We start from the raw sequence: 17233 nt of genomic DNA on the forward strand, positions 1-17233 counted from the left end.
AGGAAGAGTAAGAAGAAGATAGGTAGATGTTTTCAGGTAAAGACTGTAGTTGGAAAGGAGAAAAACCTCTCTCTTTTATTCCTTCGCGCTCTTTGCGTCTTCGCGGTTCGTTCAAATAATTAAAAAGCGCTATAATAATTAACAACTAACGACGAATGACGAATAACTATGGTGCAATTAACTGCAAAAATCTCTGCTAACGAGTTAGCAAATTTGGCTGTAGATTTGATTCGGAAAACAGGTTGCGAGTACGGTGATGTGCGTTTTTGCAGTTACCGAAGGCAGAATCTTTACGCGCGCGATCGATCTTTAAGTCAACTGTCAGATAATGTAAGTTCCGGTTTTGGCGTGCGAGTGCTTCTAGACGGTGCTTGGGGATTTGCCGCCAGTCACAGCAAAACACCCGCAGAGGTTGCAAGAATAGTCGCTTTGGCTGTAGAAATCGCTAAAGGCAGCCGCTTAACTCAGAAGGAACCGGTGCGGTTGGTGCCTGTCGAAAAATATGTCGATACCTACATTACTCCGATCGCCATTGACCCTTTTTCTGTACCCGTTGCTGACAAAGCCGAACTGCTCCTAACTATCAACGAGAAGCTACTAGCACACGGCGCACAAGGCATCAAAAAAGCTGATTCTTTTTTGCAGTCCAGCCGCGAAGACAAGGTTTTTGCTTCTACAGAAGGCTCGTTAATCGAACAAACAATCTACCGCAGCTATCCGGGTTTTGACTGTACGGCAATTGCGGGCGGAGATGCCCAAAGTCGCAGTTACGAACGCCCGCCGCTGAATATCGGTTACGAACATATTAATCCCGATGATTTGTTGAGTCAAGTCGAAAGAGTTGCCGCCGAAGCTATTGAGAAAGTGCGCGCTCCTAAAATCCCTGCTGGTATTTGCAAATCCCTGATTCTTAAGCCGACAAATTTGTTTTTGACAATCCACGAATCAGTCGGGCATCCAACTGAATTAGACCGGGTTTACGGCTACGAATCTAATTTTGCTGGCACGAGCTTTGCTACTACTGATAAGTTAAATAAACTGCAATACGCTGCACCTTGGGTGAATTTTAAGTGCGATCGCACTCAAGCAGGTGGCCGCGGTACAATGGGTTACGATGATGAGGGCGTAAAATCACAAGAGTGGTACGTTGTCAAGGAGGGAATTTTAGTTGATTATCTCACTGACAGAGAGACGGCTTATCGCCTCGGACGCGCTAGCAGCAATGGTTCTGCTTACGCTGACAGTTGGTCGAGCGTGCCGATGGTGAGAATTCCGAATTTGGGATTGGAGCCGGGCCCGGATGGCGGCAGCCATACTGCTACTTTGGCTGAGATGATTGCGGATACGGAAGACGGCATTTTAATCGACGGTATGGGTAGTTATTCGATCGACCAGCAGCGACGCAATTTTCAATTCGGCGGCGATGCTTTTTGGAAGGTGGAAAAAGGTAAAGTTGTCGGTATGTTGAAGGATGTAACTTATCAGGCGATGACTACTGATTTCTGGAATCAAATAGATGCGATAGGGCCGGCTTCGGAGCTGGTTCAGTGCGGTACTCATATATGCGGCAAGGGCGAGCCGGTGCAGGTTGCTCAGATGACTCACGCTTGTGTGCCGGTGCGAGTGAGGGATATTCAAATTGGGTAATAGGGCATTGGGCATGGGGCATGGAGCATCGGTTCTTAGTTATTAGTTAATTGCTAACCATGCCCAATGCCCAATGCCCAATGCCCAATATCCAATTTGCAATGCCCAATTCGCAATGCCCAATTCGCAATGCCTAATTACCAATCATGATTGTAACAACATCGCCCGCAAGTTTAAGTGAAGACCAAGCCTTATCTGTAGTAGAAAAAGCAGTCAAATTATCCAAAGCAGAGGAAGTATTTGTCAGTCTCTCTACTGGCGAAGAATCTCTTTCGAGATTCTCGGAAAATCAAATCAGCCAAAATATCAGCAAAACTGTATTTAACCTGAGCATTACTAGCTATTTTGGCAACAAAAGCGCCTCTGCGGCTGTTACAGAATTTGATGAAGATGCGATCGCCTCCGCAGTCAAGCGATCGGAAGAATTAGCCAGAATTGCGCCGGCAGACCCCGAATGGATGCCGCTGCTGCCGCCTCAAACCTACGATTTGCGATCGCCCGCCTTCGACACAGCAACGGCAACTGTATCGCCTCTAGCACGGGCAGAAATGGTGCAGCAAGCGTGCGCGAGCTCCTCTCAGGGGGGCGCTCATGGTTCGGGCACTTTAAGCACTGAGGCGTCGCTGTACGCGATCGCCTCGTCAACCGGACTCCGCGCCTGCAACCAGTCTACAAAGGCGGATTTCAGCTTTACTGCTCGCATTGAAGACGGTTCTAGTTGGGCTCAGAGCACTGCTTGGAGTATCAACGAATTGCCGATCGCCCAATTAGCAGAACAAGTGCTCGATCGGGCGATCGCATCTCGCAACCCGCGCCCCATCACTCCCGGCGTTTATCCGGTAATCTTTGACGGCGCTGCTTTTGCGGGCTTGCTACCGTGGGTGATTTGGGGGCTGGATGCGAGGGCGGCGGATGAGGGGCGATCGTTTATGTCGATCGCCGATGCAGAGGGAAAACCAGCGGGAAACCGTGCGGGGGAACAACTTTTTAGCGCGTTAGTGCAAGTGCAGCGCGATCCGGCTCATCCTTTGCTGCGATCGAATACTTTTTTCGGCGACGGATTGAGCAATAACTATTTGGAAATCATCAAAGATGGCGTCCCTCAAAGTTTGTCTTATTCCCGCTACTGGGCCGCACAAAAAGGCAAAGAGGCGAAAGGTGCTTATTACCCGATCGTAATGACAGGTTCCGACCAAAGTTTAGCAGATTTAGTTGCTCAAACCGAGCGAGGAATTTTCGTCAGTCGAGCTTGGTACGTGCGCTACGTTAATCCGAAAACTTTGGAAGTAACGGGGATGACTCGCGACGGTACTTTTTGGATTGAGGATGGCAAAATTGCTTACCCGATTAAAAACCTGCGTTTCAATCAAGTTTTACCTGATATGTTGCGCGATGTGGATGCAGTTAGTGCGGTGAAGCGTTACGGCGGTAGTGTCGTGCCCGGAGTGCGCGTGAAAGCTTTTAATTTCACGAGTATTACTGACAGTTTGTGACTTGCAGCGGTGAGGTGCGCGGAGGCGCACCCTCTGGGCGTTAGTTTTCGTGCCGATAAGGTAGATTGGGTGCGGGTTGGGGCGCTCGCCTGTTGACAAAGCTGTTCGGAAAATTAGTATTTTTTTTTATCGAGGCATCTAGCTTAAGGTAGAGTATTCTTTGTGAGGCTTAGGATTAAAACCAGCTACTATCTAATTTAGGGCGATCGAGAAAAAGCAATTACTAATTATCAATGAATCAATATTTTGCTACAGTTGCGCGCGGTTTAGAAACTATTGCCGCCCAAGAATTAGAACGTTTAGGGGCGCAGGATGTCAAGCCAGATTTTACAGGGGTTTACTTTGCGGGCGATCGGGCTTTATTGTACCGCGTCAATCTGTGGTCGAGAACAATTTTTCGAGTGCTAATGCCGATCGCCGAATTCCGGTGTTACAACTCGGATATGCTCTACCGCGAAGTGCAAAAAATCCCTTGGGACGAATACTTATATCCCGACAATACTTTAGCAGTAAACTGCACCGGTGGCAACGAAAATTTGAACCACACTCACTTTACAGCTTTGCAGGTCAAAAATGCGATCGCCGACCAACAGCGTCTTCAATTTAACAAGCGTTCTAATGTCGATGTAGAGAATCCCGATTTGCTAATTAACATTCACATTCATCAAGATAGAGCTATTTTAAGTTTAGACAGTTCTGGCGGCAGTTTACACCGCCGGGGATATCGACCAGCGATGGGGCTTGCTCCCCTCAAAGAAACCCTAGCTGCGGCTTTGTTGGAGATGGCAGAATGGACGCCTGATTTGCCGTTTTTAGACCCGATGTGCGGTTCTGGAACTTTGCCTTTGGAAGCGACGTTAAAGGGATTGAATATTGCACCGGGATTGTTTCGAGAAAAGTTTGGATTTATGAGTTGGCGGGATTTTGACGAACCTTTGTGGGATAAATTGTGGGCCGAAGCTGAAAATAGTGAGTTACCGGAACTTAAAGAGGTGATTGCAGGGTGCGATCGCGATTCCGATATGTTAACTCAAGCTCGCACGAACGCGCAGCAAGCTGGTATTTCTGGTAAGATTCAGTTTGCTCAAACCGAGTTATCTCAGTTGGAAGCCCCCGCAGACAGAGGCGTTCTGATTTGCAATCCTCCCTACGGAGAGCGCCTGGGAGATGCTAGCGAATTGGGAGATTTGTACAAGATGTTAGGGGATATTTTCAAGAATCGTTTTAAAGGTTGGAATGCGTTTATTTTGACTGGAAATAAGGAGTTGGGTAAAAAAGTGGGACTCAGGACATCGCGGCGAATTCCTGTTTTCAATGGCTCGATTCCGTGTACTTTGCTCAAATATGAACTGTATTAGGGGATCGGAGTAGGGAAAATAGCGGTAATGAGCAAGCTACTGCAAAAGTGGAGAACCAAGAAAGCAGAAGATAGGTGACAAGGCAGAGAGAGGCACTAATAGTAAAGGAAAAAAAGAATATCTGCCGAATTAAATTGCTCACCAATAATCAAATTCAAATACCGACTGGGGGAATTATTTCACCTTGATCAGAGGTATGTCACCTCTCATCCCTCCATCGGCAAAAAAGAAACGTGAGCGGAAACAATCTTCCACCCTTCAGGAAACTTGCGCCACATCTGACTTTGCCGCCCCAGCCTTACCACTCCATCCATTACACGGCGAAATTCCAGCGTCACAGCGGCTGTGTCTGCATCGAAAGTCACGACTTTGAGGTTGAACATTTCTCGATCGACATTTACAGGCGATCGTCCTTTGCGAAAAGCCCTCACCTCATCGCTCCCGTAGAGGTTCTCCGTCACCCCAAACCGCACGACTTCCGGCGCATCCCAGAACAAATTATCAAGAGTTTCAATATCATTCGTACAAAGAGCTTTTTCGTATTTTAAATATAGTTCAGTTAACTCAGTCACCACAGCATAATCATTGATAACCGTCATAAATTTGAGATTTTAAAACTCTTAAATTTCACACGTTTTGTTTGCAATAAGGACTAAATTCCTTATTGCAAACGAAACTAATTAGAGAAAATTAATGCTCTATTTTGAGCGAAATAATCTTGTCACCTTGGCGGATAGCATTGACGACAGACATATCCTCAGTTTTGCCAAAAGTTGTGTGCACTCCATCTAGATGAGACTGGGGAGAATGGCAAATAAAGAATTGGCTACCACCCGTATCTTTACCTGCGTGAGCCATCGATAAAGTTCCTGCCAAATGTTTGTTGGAGTTAATTTCGCACTTGATTTTGTAGCCGGGGCCGCCTGTTCCATTGCCTTTTGGACAGCCACCTTGAATCATAAAGTTAGGGATGACTCGGTGAAAAGCCAATCCATCGTAAAAACCTTTTTCCGCCAAGTCAACAAAATTCTTCACTGTGTTAGGCGCATCCGCATCAAACAATTCCAAATTGATTGTGCCTTTGTCGGTTTCCATTATAGCGCGGGTCATGATTTTTCCTTGCTTCCTAAAATGAGTGTGTTGCCTGCGTGTTAATTGCGGACTTCGCTTTTATAGCGACAGGTTTCAAACTGTCGTTATATTGTGGCTTTCAGAAGTGTAGCATATTCCCGCAACTCTCATAGGACTTATGTGCGCTTTCGGAGGAAACCCGGTTTATTGCGAGATTTCGGGTTAGCAAAACCAATATTTTCCCAGACACCGGGTTTGTCACCCTCTGTCATATTTTAATTGTTGGTCACTGGCGGGTGATCGGGTTCTTCCTGAATATCGCTCATATTAAAAATGAAAGGAACCCGACTCGAACCTGCGCCCATAACCAGCACTTTTGGCATCTGAGCGCCGCCGCTTCTCCAAGCTTCGATCGCCTCTTTTTGCAGCACTAAATCGCCGCCCTGAGCCTTCAAAGTTTCAGCCAAAAGTCTTTGAGCTTCCGCCCTACCTTGAGCGCGGTTAATGTCAGCTTGAGCTTGTTGTTCTGCTTCCTGAGCCACATAAACAGCCCTTTGCGCCCGCTGTTCAGCGACCTGTTTCTCCTCAACCGCTTTCGCAAAATCTGTCGAGAATCGAATGTTAACAACGCTCGTATCGAGTACGATTACATCATACTTTGATAGCCTTTCCTTCAGCGCAGTATCAAAGTCTCGCTTCAGTTCACTTCTTTGAGTAATAGATTGTTCGGCAGTTCTCAGTGCAGCCGCTGTTTTAAATGCTTCTTGCGTCTGAGGAGCAATAATTTTTGAGACTATATTCTCCAAAGTTCCTTGAGTCCTTCGGACATCAACTATTCTCTCAGGATCGAGGCGAAAATTGATCGCAAAACTAGCATTTAAATCCTGAAGGTCTTTAGTAGCACTCTGGGCGGGAACTTCAAATTTTTGCACTGTTACATCGTACACATCTACCTTGGATATTAGCGGGGGTCTGAGGTGAAACCCCTCTAACAATGCTGCATCTGTGGCTTTTCCTAAAACACTGACTACCCCTGCTTCGCCTGGATTGATGACGACAAAAGAGTTTAAACCGATGAGTAGCGCGCCTACTAATAGAACCCCAGCGATTGCTGATGATATGCTCTGGAAATTTTGAGTTTTCAACTTACACGCTCCTTTGTGCTCATTCCATTATAATGGTTAAATAGATTGGGTCGCATCTAAAGTCTAAAATCTAAAATTAAAATCAAAAATGGATGGGTCGCCTCTCAAATCTAAAATCTAAAAGGGAGTGGCTGATGCTCAAAATTGTTAAATATCCTAGAACTTATCACATAGAAGGTTCGCGTTTCCAACCGGGTGATGAAGACCTCGACAGCGTGCCATTTAGCGCCCTGATCGATCGCCCGACAGTGATTGAAGAAAAGGTTGACGGCGCTAATACAGGCATCAGCTTCGCACCAGATGGACAAATGCTGCTGCAAAGTCGCGGCCACTATCTCACCGGCGGGCCGAGGGAAAAACATTTTAACTTATTCAAACAGTGGGCTTTCAGTCTCAGCGGAACCCTGGGAGAAGTGCTGGGAAATCGCTACATTCTTTACGGCGAATGGCTTTATGCCAAACACACTGTTTTTTATGATTTTTTGCCACACTATTTTATGGAATATGACGTGTTGGACTTAGAAACCAGTCAATTTCTGAGTACAGAATCCCGCCAGAAGTTGTTAAGCGGACTGCCGTTAGTGTCCGTTCCCGTGCTGTTTTATGGAGTGCTGAAATCTCCCAAGCACATGATGCAGTTTATGGAAAAATCTAATTTTATTCAATCCGGACATTTGGAACGGTTGCGTTTGTACTGCGGGGAATTGGGATTAGATGAAGAACGATGCTTGAAAGAGACTGACAAGAGCGATCGCATGGAGGGGCTGTACATTAAAGTCGAAGAAGATGGCATAGTAAAGGCACGTTACAAATACGTGCGTGCCAGTTTTTTGACGGCTATTAAAAATGCCGAAGGACATTGGCTAAATCGCCCGATTATACCCAATATTCTGCGTCCCGATGTGAATTTATTTAATTTTAGTTAACCAGCAGGTGAATTTATGAATACACTGTTATCGCCCTCAGCCACTTGGACTTTTCCCTTTTGTCCCGAACCGCCCCATTGGTTTCTGGATTGGGACAGCATTCAAAATCATTTCGATTGGATTCAAAACTTAAAAGGATGTCAGCAAGACCCGATTTATCACGCCGAAGGAGACGTTTTAATTCATACCAGAATGGTCTGCGAAGCATTAATCTCATCCCAAAATTGGCGTCAATTACCCGTGCAAGAACGATCGATACTTTTTGCCGCCGCTTTGCTGCACGATGTCGCCAAACCAGCCTTTACAAAAATAGAAGCCGACGGCAGAATTAGCTCAAAAGGTCACGCCCGCCAAGGTGCGAGAATGGTCAGACAAATTTTATCTCAATTCGAGCCGCCTGTGCAGTTTGAGATTCGCGAAACAGTTGTGGCGATCGTCCAATTCGGCAGTTTACCCATCTGGCTGATCGACAAACCCAACCCCCAGCAGTCTGTAATTAAAGTCAGTCAAGTTGTCCGCTGCGATTTCCTCGCACTTTTAGCCGAAGCAGACGTGCGGGGCCGACAGTGTAGCGACAGACAAGAACTGCTCGATAAAATAGAACTATTTCGGGAGTTTTGTCAAGAAAATAATTGTTTGGATTCTCCCCGACAATTTCCCTCAGCACACAGTAGATTTATCTACTTCCGCAAAGAGAATGGAAACCCAGATTACGAAGCATTTGACGACACTAAATGCGAAGTAATTTTGATGTCTGGCTTGCCCGGAAGCGGTAAAGATTATTGGATTCGGAAAAATCTCCCAGATTTGCCAGTAATCTCGCTCGATGCACTGCGAAAAGAGATGAATGTCCCTCCAGACGAAACCCCTGGAAATGTGGTCACAGCCGCCAAACAAAGAGCGCGCGAATACATAAATGAGGGGCGCTCTTTTGTGTGGAACGCCACGAATACAACTAAACAAATGCGGCAGCAATTAATTATTTTTTTTGCTGCTTACCAAGCGCGGATTCGCATTGTTTATCTAGAAGTACCTCTAGAAGAAATATTGCACCGGAATCGATCGCGCACAGCAACTGTACCGGAAGCAGTCATTCGCAAATTAGCTGCCCGGCTGGATATTCCAGACATCACAGAAGCGCATCAAGTCGATCGGATCGTAACCGATTAGGTTACTTTAGGGGCGATGCGCCGCAGTTAGCCATCTTACTTCAACGCGCTACTAATTCCTTTTTCCCTAAAATAGAATCGTCATAATGCGCCAACAGATCAGCAGGGTGATCGTAAATTGCCACAGCATTTGCCAGCGAAGCATCATCGAAACCTCCGCACCGAAAAGCAATTACTGGCACCCCGCACTTGCCCGCAGCTTCGATATCGTAAGGAGTATCAGCTAACATCACAGTCTGACTCGCTTCCATCTGCAATTTGCTCAAAGCAGCTTCCACAATATCCGGTTCCGGTTTAGAAGCTTCTGCATCGCTAGATGTCGCCGCTTGCGCTTGATCCAATAAATCGTCAACTTGTGCAGCTTTCAGCAAACCGGAAAGTTCTTCGGTGGTCGCTGAAGTAGCAATAATTAGCCGCAATCCTTCTTTCTGCATTTTTAACAGCAAATCCCGCGAACCGGGGGTTGGAGAAAGTTCGGGAGCAAAGCGGTTAATAATCAGTTCTTTGCGCCGCTGTGCAATCTTTTTCCCGTCGCCTGCTTCGTCGGAAAGTCCTGATACCATTTTGGGTATAACTTTGTCGCCTCCCATGCCAATTAGCGGGCGAATTTTATCGAACGGCACCTCGTAGCCGTAAGCAGCAAATGCCTCTACCCAAGCTTGAGCGTGGGCGTCATTGCTGAGCGTCAGAGTACCGTCAATATCGAGAATTACTGCTTGCAATTGCATAAGTTATTTGCTGTTAGTTATTATACTTCTTGCCCAAACCTGATTTGTAGTAAGGACTGAAGTCCTTAACTAATTAATTAGCCAATCATGTAGTAAAGTTCTTACTACGAAGGTTTGGGTTCGTAGTAAGAACTTTAGTTTTTGTTAGGTTAGGAGTAAGCACTTTAGTCCTTCATTACTTAATTACTCAATCGGGGACGGAAAACTCCACTACTAACTTTTTGATTGGCTATTTCATGCCAGTGCCGTGCAATTTGGGTTCTGGCGGCGGGGGTACTGGTTCTGGCCCTAACGGTTGGGGATTGGCTACATATTCAAACTCGCCCTTGCCGTCCATTGATTTGCCTTTCGCCCAGCGTCCATCGCTACTTTCGGAACCTTCAGAATGATTCCAAAACTGATAAGCAAATTCTGACTTTTCCAACTCCTGCGGGAAGGAACTCGGAACGGGCGTTGTTTCCATTCCCGAACTTTCTAAATCTTCGATCGCCGCCAGCCACAAATTTTGGTGCATCGTGTCGCGGGCGATCATAAAACTCAGGGTGTCTTTCACGCCCGGATCGTCTGACATTTCATACATCCGCACAGCCTGCAATCTTCCTTGCGATTCGGCGTGCAAATTCGAGCGAAAATCTGCTAAAAGATTGCCGCTAGCAACGATATAACGACCGTTCCAGGGATACCCTACGCTGTCGCTAGGAAGTGCGCCTAAACCCGATACAATTGCGTGCTGCGGATTCATGCTGCTGGCGATCGCATCTCGCGGGCTGTTTCCACCCATCACAGCACCCACCACAGCATCCTTGAAACCTTCTTCTTGCATAGATACAGGAGCTTTATCTAACAAGTGAGCAATCATAGTTGCTAGCATCTCGATATGCCCGATTTCTTCTGTACCGACATCAAGCAGCATATCGCGATATTTAGCAGGACCTCGGCAGTTCCAACCTTGAAATAGGTACTGCATCATCACGGTCATTTCGCCAAATGTACCGCCAATTAGTTCTTGTATTTTCTTGGCGTAAACGGCATCTGGCTTTTCTGGTCTTTTGTAATACTGTAGTGGCTTCTTATGGTAAAACATGGGGAATTCCTCCCAGGGTTGTTTGATTAACTTTCATTAGTTTTAACGCTGCCCGTGAGGGAGGGAATCAGCTTTTAGTCATAAAGAAATTCAATCAAACCCGGTTATGTTTATCACTTTAGTTTAATGCGGTTTCTCGCGCCCGCGAACTAAAGACTATATTAAATTTGGTTGAGCTTACATTCTATTTAAACAAACACAGCGCTGTGTCCTCCGGCTGTCAAAAAACACGTCAAAACCGCTCTTCTGCTGGGGTTTTAACCCCTATCGGAGAGCGGTTTTTCGGGTTGAGCGGACACTTATGTGCGGTGTCCATCCCCTACCTTCCAATCCTCCTTGTTAAGGGGGATTGGAAGAAGCAGTTGAATCAATGAGTTTGATAATTTTCCTCAGTCCAGCAGCGCGGCAGAGCTTCACCGGAAGGAAAAACTAAATTACTTTTTGGAAAAGTTGCTTTCTCTTGCTCTTCTTGACCAGCTTGATTTTTTCCCGGAACTTCTTGTTTTGTAGGGCTGATTAAAGCATCTACATCGAGGATTTCAATCAAGTCGCCTGATTCTTTTTCTTGTAAAAGCATAGTTTTTCCGTGAAGGGTAAATGCGAGTTAGGGTTTGAGGACAACTTTGATGCAGTTGTCTTTTTTGTTTTTGAAAATGTCGTAGGCGTGGGGCGCTTCATCCAATTTCATTCGGTGCGTAATTACGAATGACGGGTCAATTTCGCCTTTTTGAACGCGATCGAGCAAAGGCCGCAAATAGCGGTGAACGTGCGTCTGTCCCATTTTCATGGTCAAGCCTTTGTTGAAAGCTGCACCTAATGGCACTTTGTCAACGAAGCCGCCGTAAACGCCGGGAATTGACACTGTGCCACCCTTGCGACACGCGACGATTAGTTGTCGCAGGGCCGTAGGTCGATCGCTCTCCAACCGCACGGCTTGCTTGGCTTTGTCGTACAAAGCGTCGAGACCGGTGCCGTGGGCTTCCATTCCCACCGCGTCGATGCAAGAGTCGGGTCCGCGTCCCCCCGTCATTTCGGTGACGGCTTCCCCGGCGTCTATTTCTTCGTAGTTGATGATTTCAGCTTTGGCCGCAGCCGCCATTTGCAAGCGTTCCGGTATGCGGTCGATCGCAATTACTCGCTCGGCCCCCAGCATAAACGCGCTTCTGATTGCAAATTGTCCGACTGGCCCGCATCCCCAAACTGCTACAGTATCCCCCGGCTGAATGTCGCAGTTTTCGGCCGCCATGTAACCGGTAGGAAAGATATCAGTGAGGAACAATACTTGTTCGTCAGAAAGTCCGTCGGGAATTTTTAAAGGGCCGACATCTGCAAACGGAACCCGCGCGTATTCTGCTTGACCTCCTGCATAGCCGCCCGTTAAATGCGAGTAGCCAAACAGTCCCGCCGGGGAATGACCGAACATTTTTTCAGCCAGCCCAGCATTGGGGTTGGAGTTGTCGCACAGCGACCACAAATCGCGGTTGCAAAAGAAGCAACTGCCGCAAGAAATAGTAAAAGGAATGACGACGCGATCGCCCTTTTTTAAGTTCTTGACTTGGCTGCCGAGTTCGACTACTTCCCCCATGAATTCGTGCCCCATGATGTCGCCCGATTGCATTGTCGGGATGAAGCCATCATAGAGGTGCAAATCTGAGCCGCAGATTGCTGTAGACGTGATTCTAACTATTGCATCGCGCGGGTTGATAATTGTTGGGTCTGGTACATTATCAACTCGCACATCATTTGCTCCGTGCCAGCAAAGAGCTTTCATTATTTCGATCTCCTCTAGTTAACTACTAGCTAGCAGATTTTTGATTGTAAATCTTAAACTTACTACGCCGATTAATTACTAACTTGGATTTATTTAATTTTAAGCATATAAAATATATTTTATCTCTATCTAAGGTATAATTTACAAATCTATCTTCCGGCTGTTTTCAATAACAAAAATGTAAAGTTTCTCCCCCGGCTAAAGTGCGGGAGATTTCACATTCTTCTGTTAAGCCCCAACAGTTATAGCAACCGCACCCGACGTTTAGAACGTTCTTAATTGCTGAAACCGTTGCCGAAGATTGCTTCTTCCTTCTCTCATAGATAACTAAAGCCTTTTTCCTTCTCTCCTAGATAACTAAAGCCTTTTTGCTTCTTCCTTCTTCCTTCTTCTTTATTCCTTCAACATCTGCTATAACAGCTAACAACTACATAGCTGAGATTGTTTTTGTCGATCGCCGATCGCTCTCATCTCACAAAAACTAAATTTTTCTCACTTAATCTCACTAAAACCGATGTTTTGGCTCACTTTAGATAAAAAGCGACCGAAAACTTCTCAAGTAAAAGCGGGTTTATAGATTATTAAGCAGGGCGCGTGACTTTTGTATAGCTCAACACTCTGTCCAAATCTTGAGAATTACGCACCCTGCTTAAGGGGGATTAATCGTCAAATATTGTATCATTAGTTATAGTTAAAAGCCGAGCTTGCGCTAAAGTTGTTAAAGATTAAAATTTATCGATCGCCTTTTATGCCTTACACTGCATCTACCCCAACAGACCCCCATCAACCCAACATCCGCAATGCCGACCACCGCCTACTAGAATTCACCAAGCTGACGCCGATGATGCAGCGGTATGTGGAAGTGAAAGAACAGTATCCCCACGCACTTTTATTGTTTAGAGTCGGAGATTTTTTTGAGTGTTTTTTCCAAGATGCAGTTACTATTTCGCAGGAATTAGAACTTGTTTGTACTAGCAAAGAAAGCGGCAAGGAAATTGGCAGAGTGCCGATGACAGGAGTGCCGCACCACGCCCTCGACCGCTACACCTCAATGTTAGTAGAAAAAGGGTATGCTGTAGTAGTTTGCGACCAAGTTGAAGATGCCTCGATTGCTGCGAAAGAAGGCCGCCAAGTCAAGCGAGAAATTACCCGAATTCTCACTCCCGGAACTTTGACTGATGACGGAATGCTCAAACCCAGACAAAATAATTTTTTAGCAGCCGTCGTCATCGCTGGGGAACATTGGGGATTGGCTTATACTGATATTTCTACGGGAGAATTCGTCACTACCCAAGCAGACAGTTTAGAAGAATTAACTCTTGAATTGCTGCGCTTGCAGCCTTCGGAAGTCTTGGTACCGACTAATGCGCCGGATTTGGTGACTATGTTGAGGCCCGGAGAGAAATCCGAGCATTTACCCGATTGTTTGCCGAATTCGTTTTGCTATTCTTTGCGATCGCAAATTCCGTTTACTTTGCCCGAAGCAAAACAGAGAATCCTGCAAAAATTCAAAGTGCGATCGCTTGAAGGTATGGGATGCGGTCATTTGCCCCTCGCAGTTCGCGCCGCCGGCGGTTTGCTGCAATATATTGAAGAAACTCAAAAGGAAAAAGCAGTTTCTTTGCAAAGATTGCATACTTACACTCTCACCGATTTTCTCATACTCGACTACCAAACCCGCCGCAATCTCGAAATTACTCAAACAGTGAGAGATGGGGTTTTTCACGGTTCGCTACTGTGGGCGATAGATAAAACCAGCACCGCAATGGGAGGCCGCGCTTTGCGCCGCTGGGTTCTGCAACCTTTGCTCAACATTAAAGGCATTTGCGCCCGACATGACACGATTCAAGAATTAGTAGAAAATAACGGTCTGCGCCAAGATTTTCAGCAGTTGCTGCGCCAAATTTACGACATCGAAAGACTGACAGGCCGCGCCGGTTCGGGAACAGCTAGCGCGCGGGATTTGGTCGCTTTAGCTGATTCTCTGGGAAAACTGCCGGAATTAGCCTCGATCGCAGCCCAAGGGATCTCGCCCTATTTGAAAGCGCTGCAAAATGTACCGCCAATTTTAGAAGAATTAGCAAGTAAAATTCACGAGCACTTAGTTGATGAACCGCCGATTCATTTAAAAGAAGGAGGTTTGATTCGGTCGGGAATCAATCCGATGCTAGATGAAATGCGCCAAACGGCATCAGCCGACCAAGAATGGATTGCTAATTTAGAAGCAACTGAGAGAAAACGCACGGGAATTTCTAATTTAAAAGTAGGCTACAATAAAGCTTTCGGTTATTACATCAGCATTACCAAATCGAAAGTAGATCAAGTGCCGAAGGACTACACCCGCAAGCAAACTCTCACCAATGAAGAACGTTATAGCACTGAAGAATTAAAAGAAAGGGAAGTGCGAATTCTGACAGCGCGGGAAGATTTAAATCAATTGGAATACGATATTTTTGCTAAAGTGCGATCGGAGGTAGGAGAACACGCCGAAATTATTCGCAACGTTTCCCGTGCCGTGGCGGCGGCCGATGTTTTGTGCGGTTTGGCAGAAGTAGCAGTTTACCAGAATTACTGCCGCCCGACTATGACAGAAAGTCGGGAAATTAAAATTATTGAAGGTTGTCATCCTGTGGTGGAAAAGTCTTTGCCGCCGGGATTTTTTGTACCTAATTCTGCTTTTTTGGGTCGGGAAGAATCGCTAAACCGCCCAGATTTAATTATTTTAACCGGGCCGAATGCTAGTGGCAAGAGTTGTTATTTGCGGCAGGTGGGTTTGATCCAGTTAATGGCGCAGATGGGCAGTTATGTGCCGGCGAAAGCTGCGAGTTTGGGAATTTGCGATCGCATTTTTACCCGTGTCGGCGCAGTAGATGATTTGGCAACAGGTCAGTCTACGTTTATGGTGGAAATGAACGAAACTGCAAATATTCTCAATCACGCGACGCCGCAATCATTGGTTTTGTTAGATGAAATTGGCAGGGGAACGGCGACCTTTGACGGACTTTCGATTGCTTGGTCTGTGGCAGAATATTTAGCAACTGAGATTCGGGCGCGGACAATTTTTGCGACTCACTATCACGAGTTAAATGAGTTAGCTTCTATTTTAGATAATGTCGCAAATTATCAGGTAACAGTGAAAGAATTGCCGGATCAAATCGTATTTTTGCACCAAGTTCAGCCGGGAGGTGCTGACAAATCTTACGGAATTGAAGCGGGGAGATTAGCTGGTTTACCGCCGTCGGTGATTGACAGGGCGAGACAGGTGATGAAGCAGATTGAGAAACATAGCAAAATTGCGATCGGGCTGCGGAAAGGTGTTAAAAAAGATGGCAAAAAAGAGTCTGAGGGCGAACAGTTGGATATTTTTGACGATTGAAATGAGCGAATGGGGTTCCGAATCCAGAGCTTAGCTATCAACTCTATTTTAAGGCCAGTAATCGGGGCATTACTGACCTTAAAATGACGAAAATGTGATACTCTTATTGAAGATATCAAAAGCTTTAAATAGGAGGATGAGATGCAAGGCAAAAGATTTATCCGAACTCTTCGCTTAAAAAACTTTCTATCCTACGGAAGTGAAGGAGAGGAAATAGAACTTCAACCCCTGAATGTGTTAATTGGCCCCAACGCATCTGGCAAGTCCAACTTGATCGATGCCGTGGGGATTTTACAGTCAACACCCAATGATATAAATACTCCATTTCGGCAAGGAGGCGGTATTGGTGAGTGGCTTTGGAAAGGTGATGAAAAAAATTCCAACAATATTCCAACAGCTACAATCGAGGCAACCGTAGATTACCCTGAAGAACCTATCCCCTTACGCTATCAAATCTCTTTCACGATGGTAGGTCAAAAACTAGAAATTGTAGATGAAGCTGTAGAAAATGAAGAAAAATTTGGCCCAAGTTATAAAGATGTATATTTTTTCTACCGCTATCAAAATGGCAATCCAGTCTTAAATATTAGAAAGGTCTCAGAAGAGGGAACAAGTACATACACTAATAGGGGCGAACGCCATCTTCGCCGTGACGAGATAAATCCTTCTCAATCAGTTTTGTCCCAAAAACAAGACAAAGATTTTTACCCTGAATTAGCATACTTAAACAATCAATTTTCCAATATCCGTATTTATCGGGAATGGAATTTAGGCAGGTACACGCCACCAAGAAAGCCCCAACCATCTGATTTACCAAATGACTTCCTTGAAGAAGATGCAAGTAACCTTGCTCATGTTTTGCTCGATTTAGATTTCCAAGGTATTAAACCTTTACTAATCGAGCAGTTGCAAAAGTTCTACGAGGCAGTAGGTGACATCACAGCTAGACTTGAAGGCAGTACAATACAAACATTTCTCAGGGATAAAAAATTCAAGAGAGCAATTCCTGCTACCCGTTTATCAGATGGTACCCTTCGTTATTTGTGCTTGCTGACTTTACTTTGCCACCCAAGTCCACCACCCCTGATTTGTATTGAAGAACCCGAATTAGGGTTACATCCAGATATCTTATCGACTGTTGCTGAATTGCTAATTGCGGCATCTAAAAGAACTCAAATAATTGTTACTACTCATTCTGATGCTTTAGTTTCTGGTTTGAGTGAAGTTCCCGAATCCGTCTTAGTTTGCGAACAGAATAACACAGGCAGTCACTTGCGCCGTCTAGAGCCTCAGCAACTTAAAAAATGGCTGGAAAAGTACACTCTAGGAGATTTGTGGCGGATGGGACACATCGGAGGAAACCGATGGTAAGGGAGATTCGTATTTATACAATACTCCGGACAGTTTTTAAAGAGGGATGCGACGCCTACGGCAAGCAACGCTTACGCAATAAATCACAGAAGCG

Annotated in this window: 14 protein-coding genes; 7 read left to right on the plus strand and 7 right to left on the minus strand. The window is 45.7% G+C overall.

Features of this window, described 5'->3' with window-relative positions:
• Positions 1 to 168: 168 nt before the first annotated feature.
• The 3 genes from QUB33_RS21880 to QUB33_RS21890 all read left to right on the plus strand — a co-directional run bounded on the left by QUB33_RS21880 (position 169) and on the right by QUB33_RS21890 (position 4498).
• Positions 169 to 1647, plus strand: coding sequence for a TldD/PmbA family protein (locus tag QUB33_RS21880; RefSeq protein WP_333354151.1), 1479 nt, complete (start codon positions 169 to 171; stop codon positions 1645 to 1647).
• Between the two features lie 146 nt (positions 1648 to 1793).
• Positions 1794 to 3140, plus strand: a complete 1347-nt coding sequence (locus QUB33_RS21885) for a TldD/PmbA family protein (protein ID WP_333354154.1) — start codon at positions 1794 to 1796, stop codon at positions 3138 to 3140.
• 233 nt (positions 3141 to 3373) lie between these two features.
• Entirely contained in the window at positions 3374 to 4498 is a 1125-nt protein-coding gene (locus tag QUB33_RS21890) for a THUMP domain-containing protein (RefSeq protein WP_333045060.1), read from the plus strand.
• Between the two features lie 206 nt (positions 4499 to 4704).
• On the opposite strand, the gene hpxZ is transcribed toward QUB33_RS21890, so the two are convergent.
• The 3 genes from hpxZ to QUB33_RS21905 all read right to left on the minus strand — a co-directional run bounded on the left by hpxZ (position 4705) and on the right by QUB33_RS21905 (position 6714).
• The gene (gene hpxZ / locus QUB33_RS21895) at positions 4705 to 5097 is read right to left on the minus strand and encodes an oxalurate catabolism protein HpxZ (protein WP_333354159.1); all 393 of its coding nucleotides are present in this window, start codon (positions 5095 to 5097) and stop codon (positions 4705 to 4707) included.
• A gap of 91 nt (positions 5098 to 5188) precedes the next feature.
• Positions 5189 to 5608, minus strand: a complete 420-nt coding sequence (locus QUB33_RS21900; protein WP_332982885.1) for a peptidylprolyl isomerase — start codon at positions 5606 to 5608, stop codon at positions 5189 to 5191.
• 236 nt (positions 5609 to 5844) lie between these two features.
• Positions 5845 to 6714, minus strand: coding sequence for a prohibitin family protein (locus QUB33_RS21905; RefSeq protein WP_333354163.1), 870 nt, complete (start codon positions 6712 to 6714; stop codon positions 5845 to 5847).
• A gap of 134 nt (positions 6715 to 6848) precedes the next feature.
• Between QUB33_RS21905 and QUB33_RS21910 the strand changes: the two genes are divergently transcribed.
• Entirely contained in the window at positions 6849 to 7640 is a 792-nt protein-coding gene (locus QUB33_RS21910; RefSeq protein WP_333354166.1) for an RNA ligase family protein, read from the plus strand.
• Positions 7641 to 7655: 15 nt separating this feature from the next.
• On the plus strand, positions 7656 to 8810 hold the full coding sequence (locus tag QUB33_RS21915) for an AAA family ATPase (RefSeq protein WP_333354169.1): 1155 nt from the start codon (positions 7656 to 7658) through the stop codon (positions 8808 to 8810).
• A 40-nt stretch (positions 8811 to 8850) separates the two neighbouring features.
• On the opposite strand, the gene QUB33_RS21920 is transcribed toward QUB33_RS21915, so the two are convergent.
• The 4 genes from QUB33_RS21920 to QUB33_RS21935 all read right to left on the minus strand — a co-directional run bounded on the left by QUB33_RS21920 (position 8851) and on the right by QUB33_RS21935 (position 12392).
• The gene (locus tag QUB33_RS21920) at positions 8851 to 9537 is read right to left on the minus strand and encodes an HAD family hydrolase (RefSeq protein WP_333354172.1); all 687 of its coding nucleotides are present in this window, start codon (positions 9535 to 9537) and stop codon (positions 8851 to 8853) included.
• A gap of 229 nt (positions 9538 to 9766) precedes the next feature.
• Positions 9767 to 10621 carry a manganese catalase family protein gene (locus QUB33_RS21925; RefSeq protein WP_333354175.1) on the minus strand — a complete coding sequence of 285 codons (855 nt, stop codon included), beginning with the start codon at positions 10619 to 10621 and terminating at the stop codon, positions 9767 to 9769.
• Between the two features lie 367 nt (positions 10622 to 10988).
• Positions 10989 to 11198 (minus strand): acetyltransferase, encoded by a 210-nt coding sequence (locus tag QUB33_RS21930; protein ID WP_333094800.1) that lies wholly within the window; start codon positions 11196 to 11198, stop codon positions 10989 to 10991.
• A 27-nt stretch (positions 11199 to 11225) separates the two neighbouring features.
• Positions 11226 to 12392: a zinc-dependent alcohol dehydrogenase gene (locus QUB33_RS21935; protein ID WP_333354178.1), complete on the minus strand. Its 1167-nt coding sequence runs from the start codon at positions 12390 to 12392 to the stop codon at positions 11226 to 11228.
• Positions 12393 to 13140: 748 nt separating this feature from the next.
• Here QUB33_RS21935 and mutS point away from each other — a divergent pair.
• Together mutS and QUB33_RS21945 are read left to right on the plus strand one after the other, a co-directional pair.
• Positions 13141 to 15768 (plus strand): DNA mismatch repair protein MutS, encoded by a 2628-nt coding sequence (mutS, locus tag QUB33_RS21940; protein WP_333354183.1) that lies wholly within the window; start codon positions 13141 to 13143, stop codon positions 15766 to 15768.
• Between the two features lie 141 nt (positions 15769 to 15909).
• Positions 15910 to 17139 carry an AAA family ATPase gene (locus QUB33_RS21945; RefSeq protein ID WP_333354186.1) on the plus strand — a complete coding sequence of 410 codons (1230 nt, stop codon included), beginning with the start codon at positions 15910 to 15912 and terminating at the stop codon, positions 17137 to 17139.
• Positions 17140 to 17233: the final 94 nt, after the last annotated feature.

It is taken from the genome of Microcoleus sp. B3-A4 (assembly GCF_036705385.1).
Lineage (GTDB): Bacteria > Cyanobacteriota > Cyanobacteriia > Cyanobacteriales > Microcoleaceae > Microcoleus.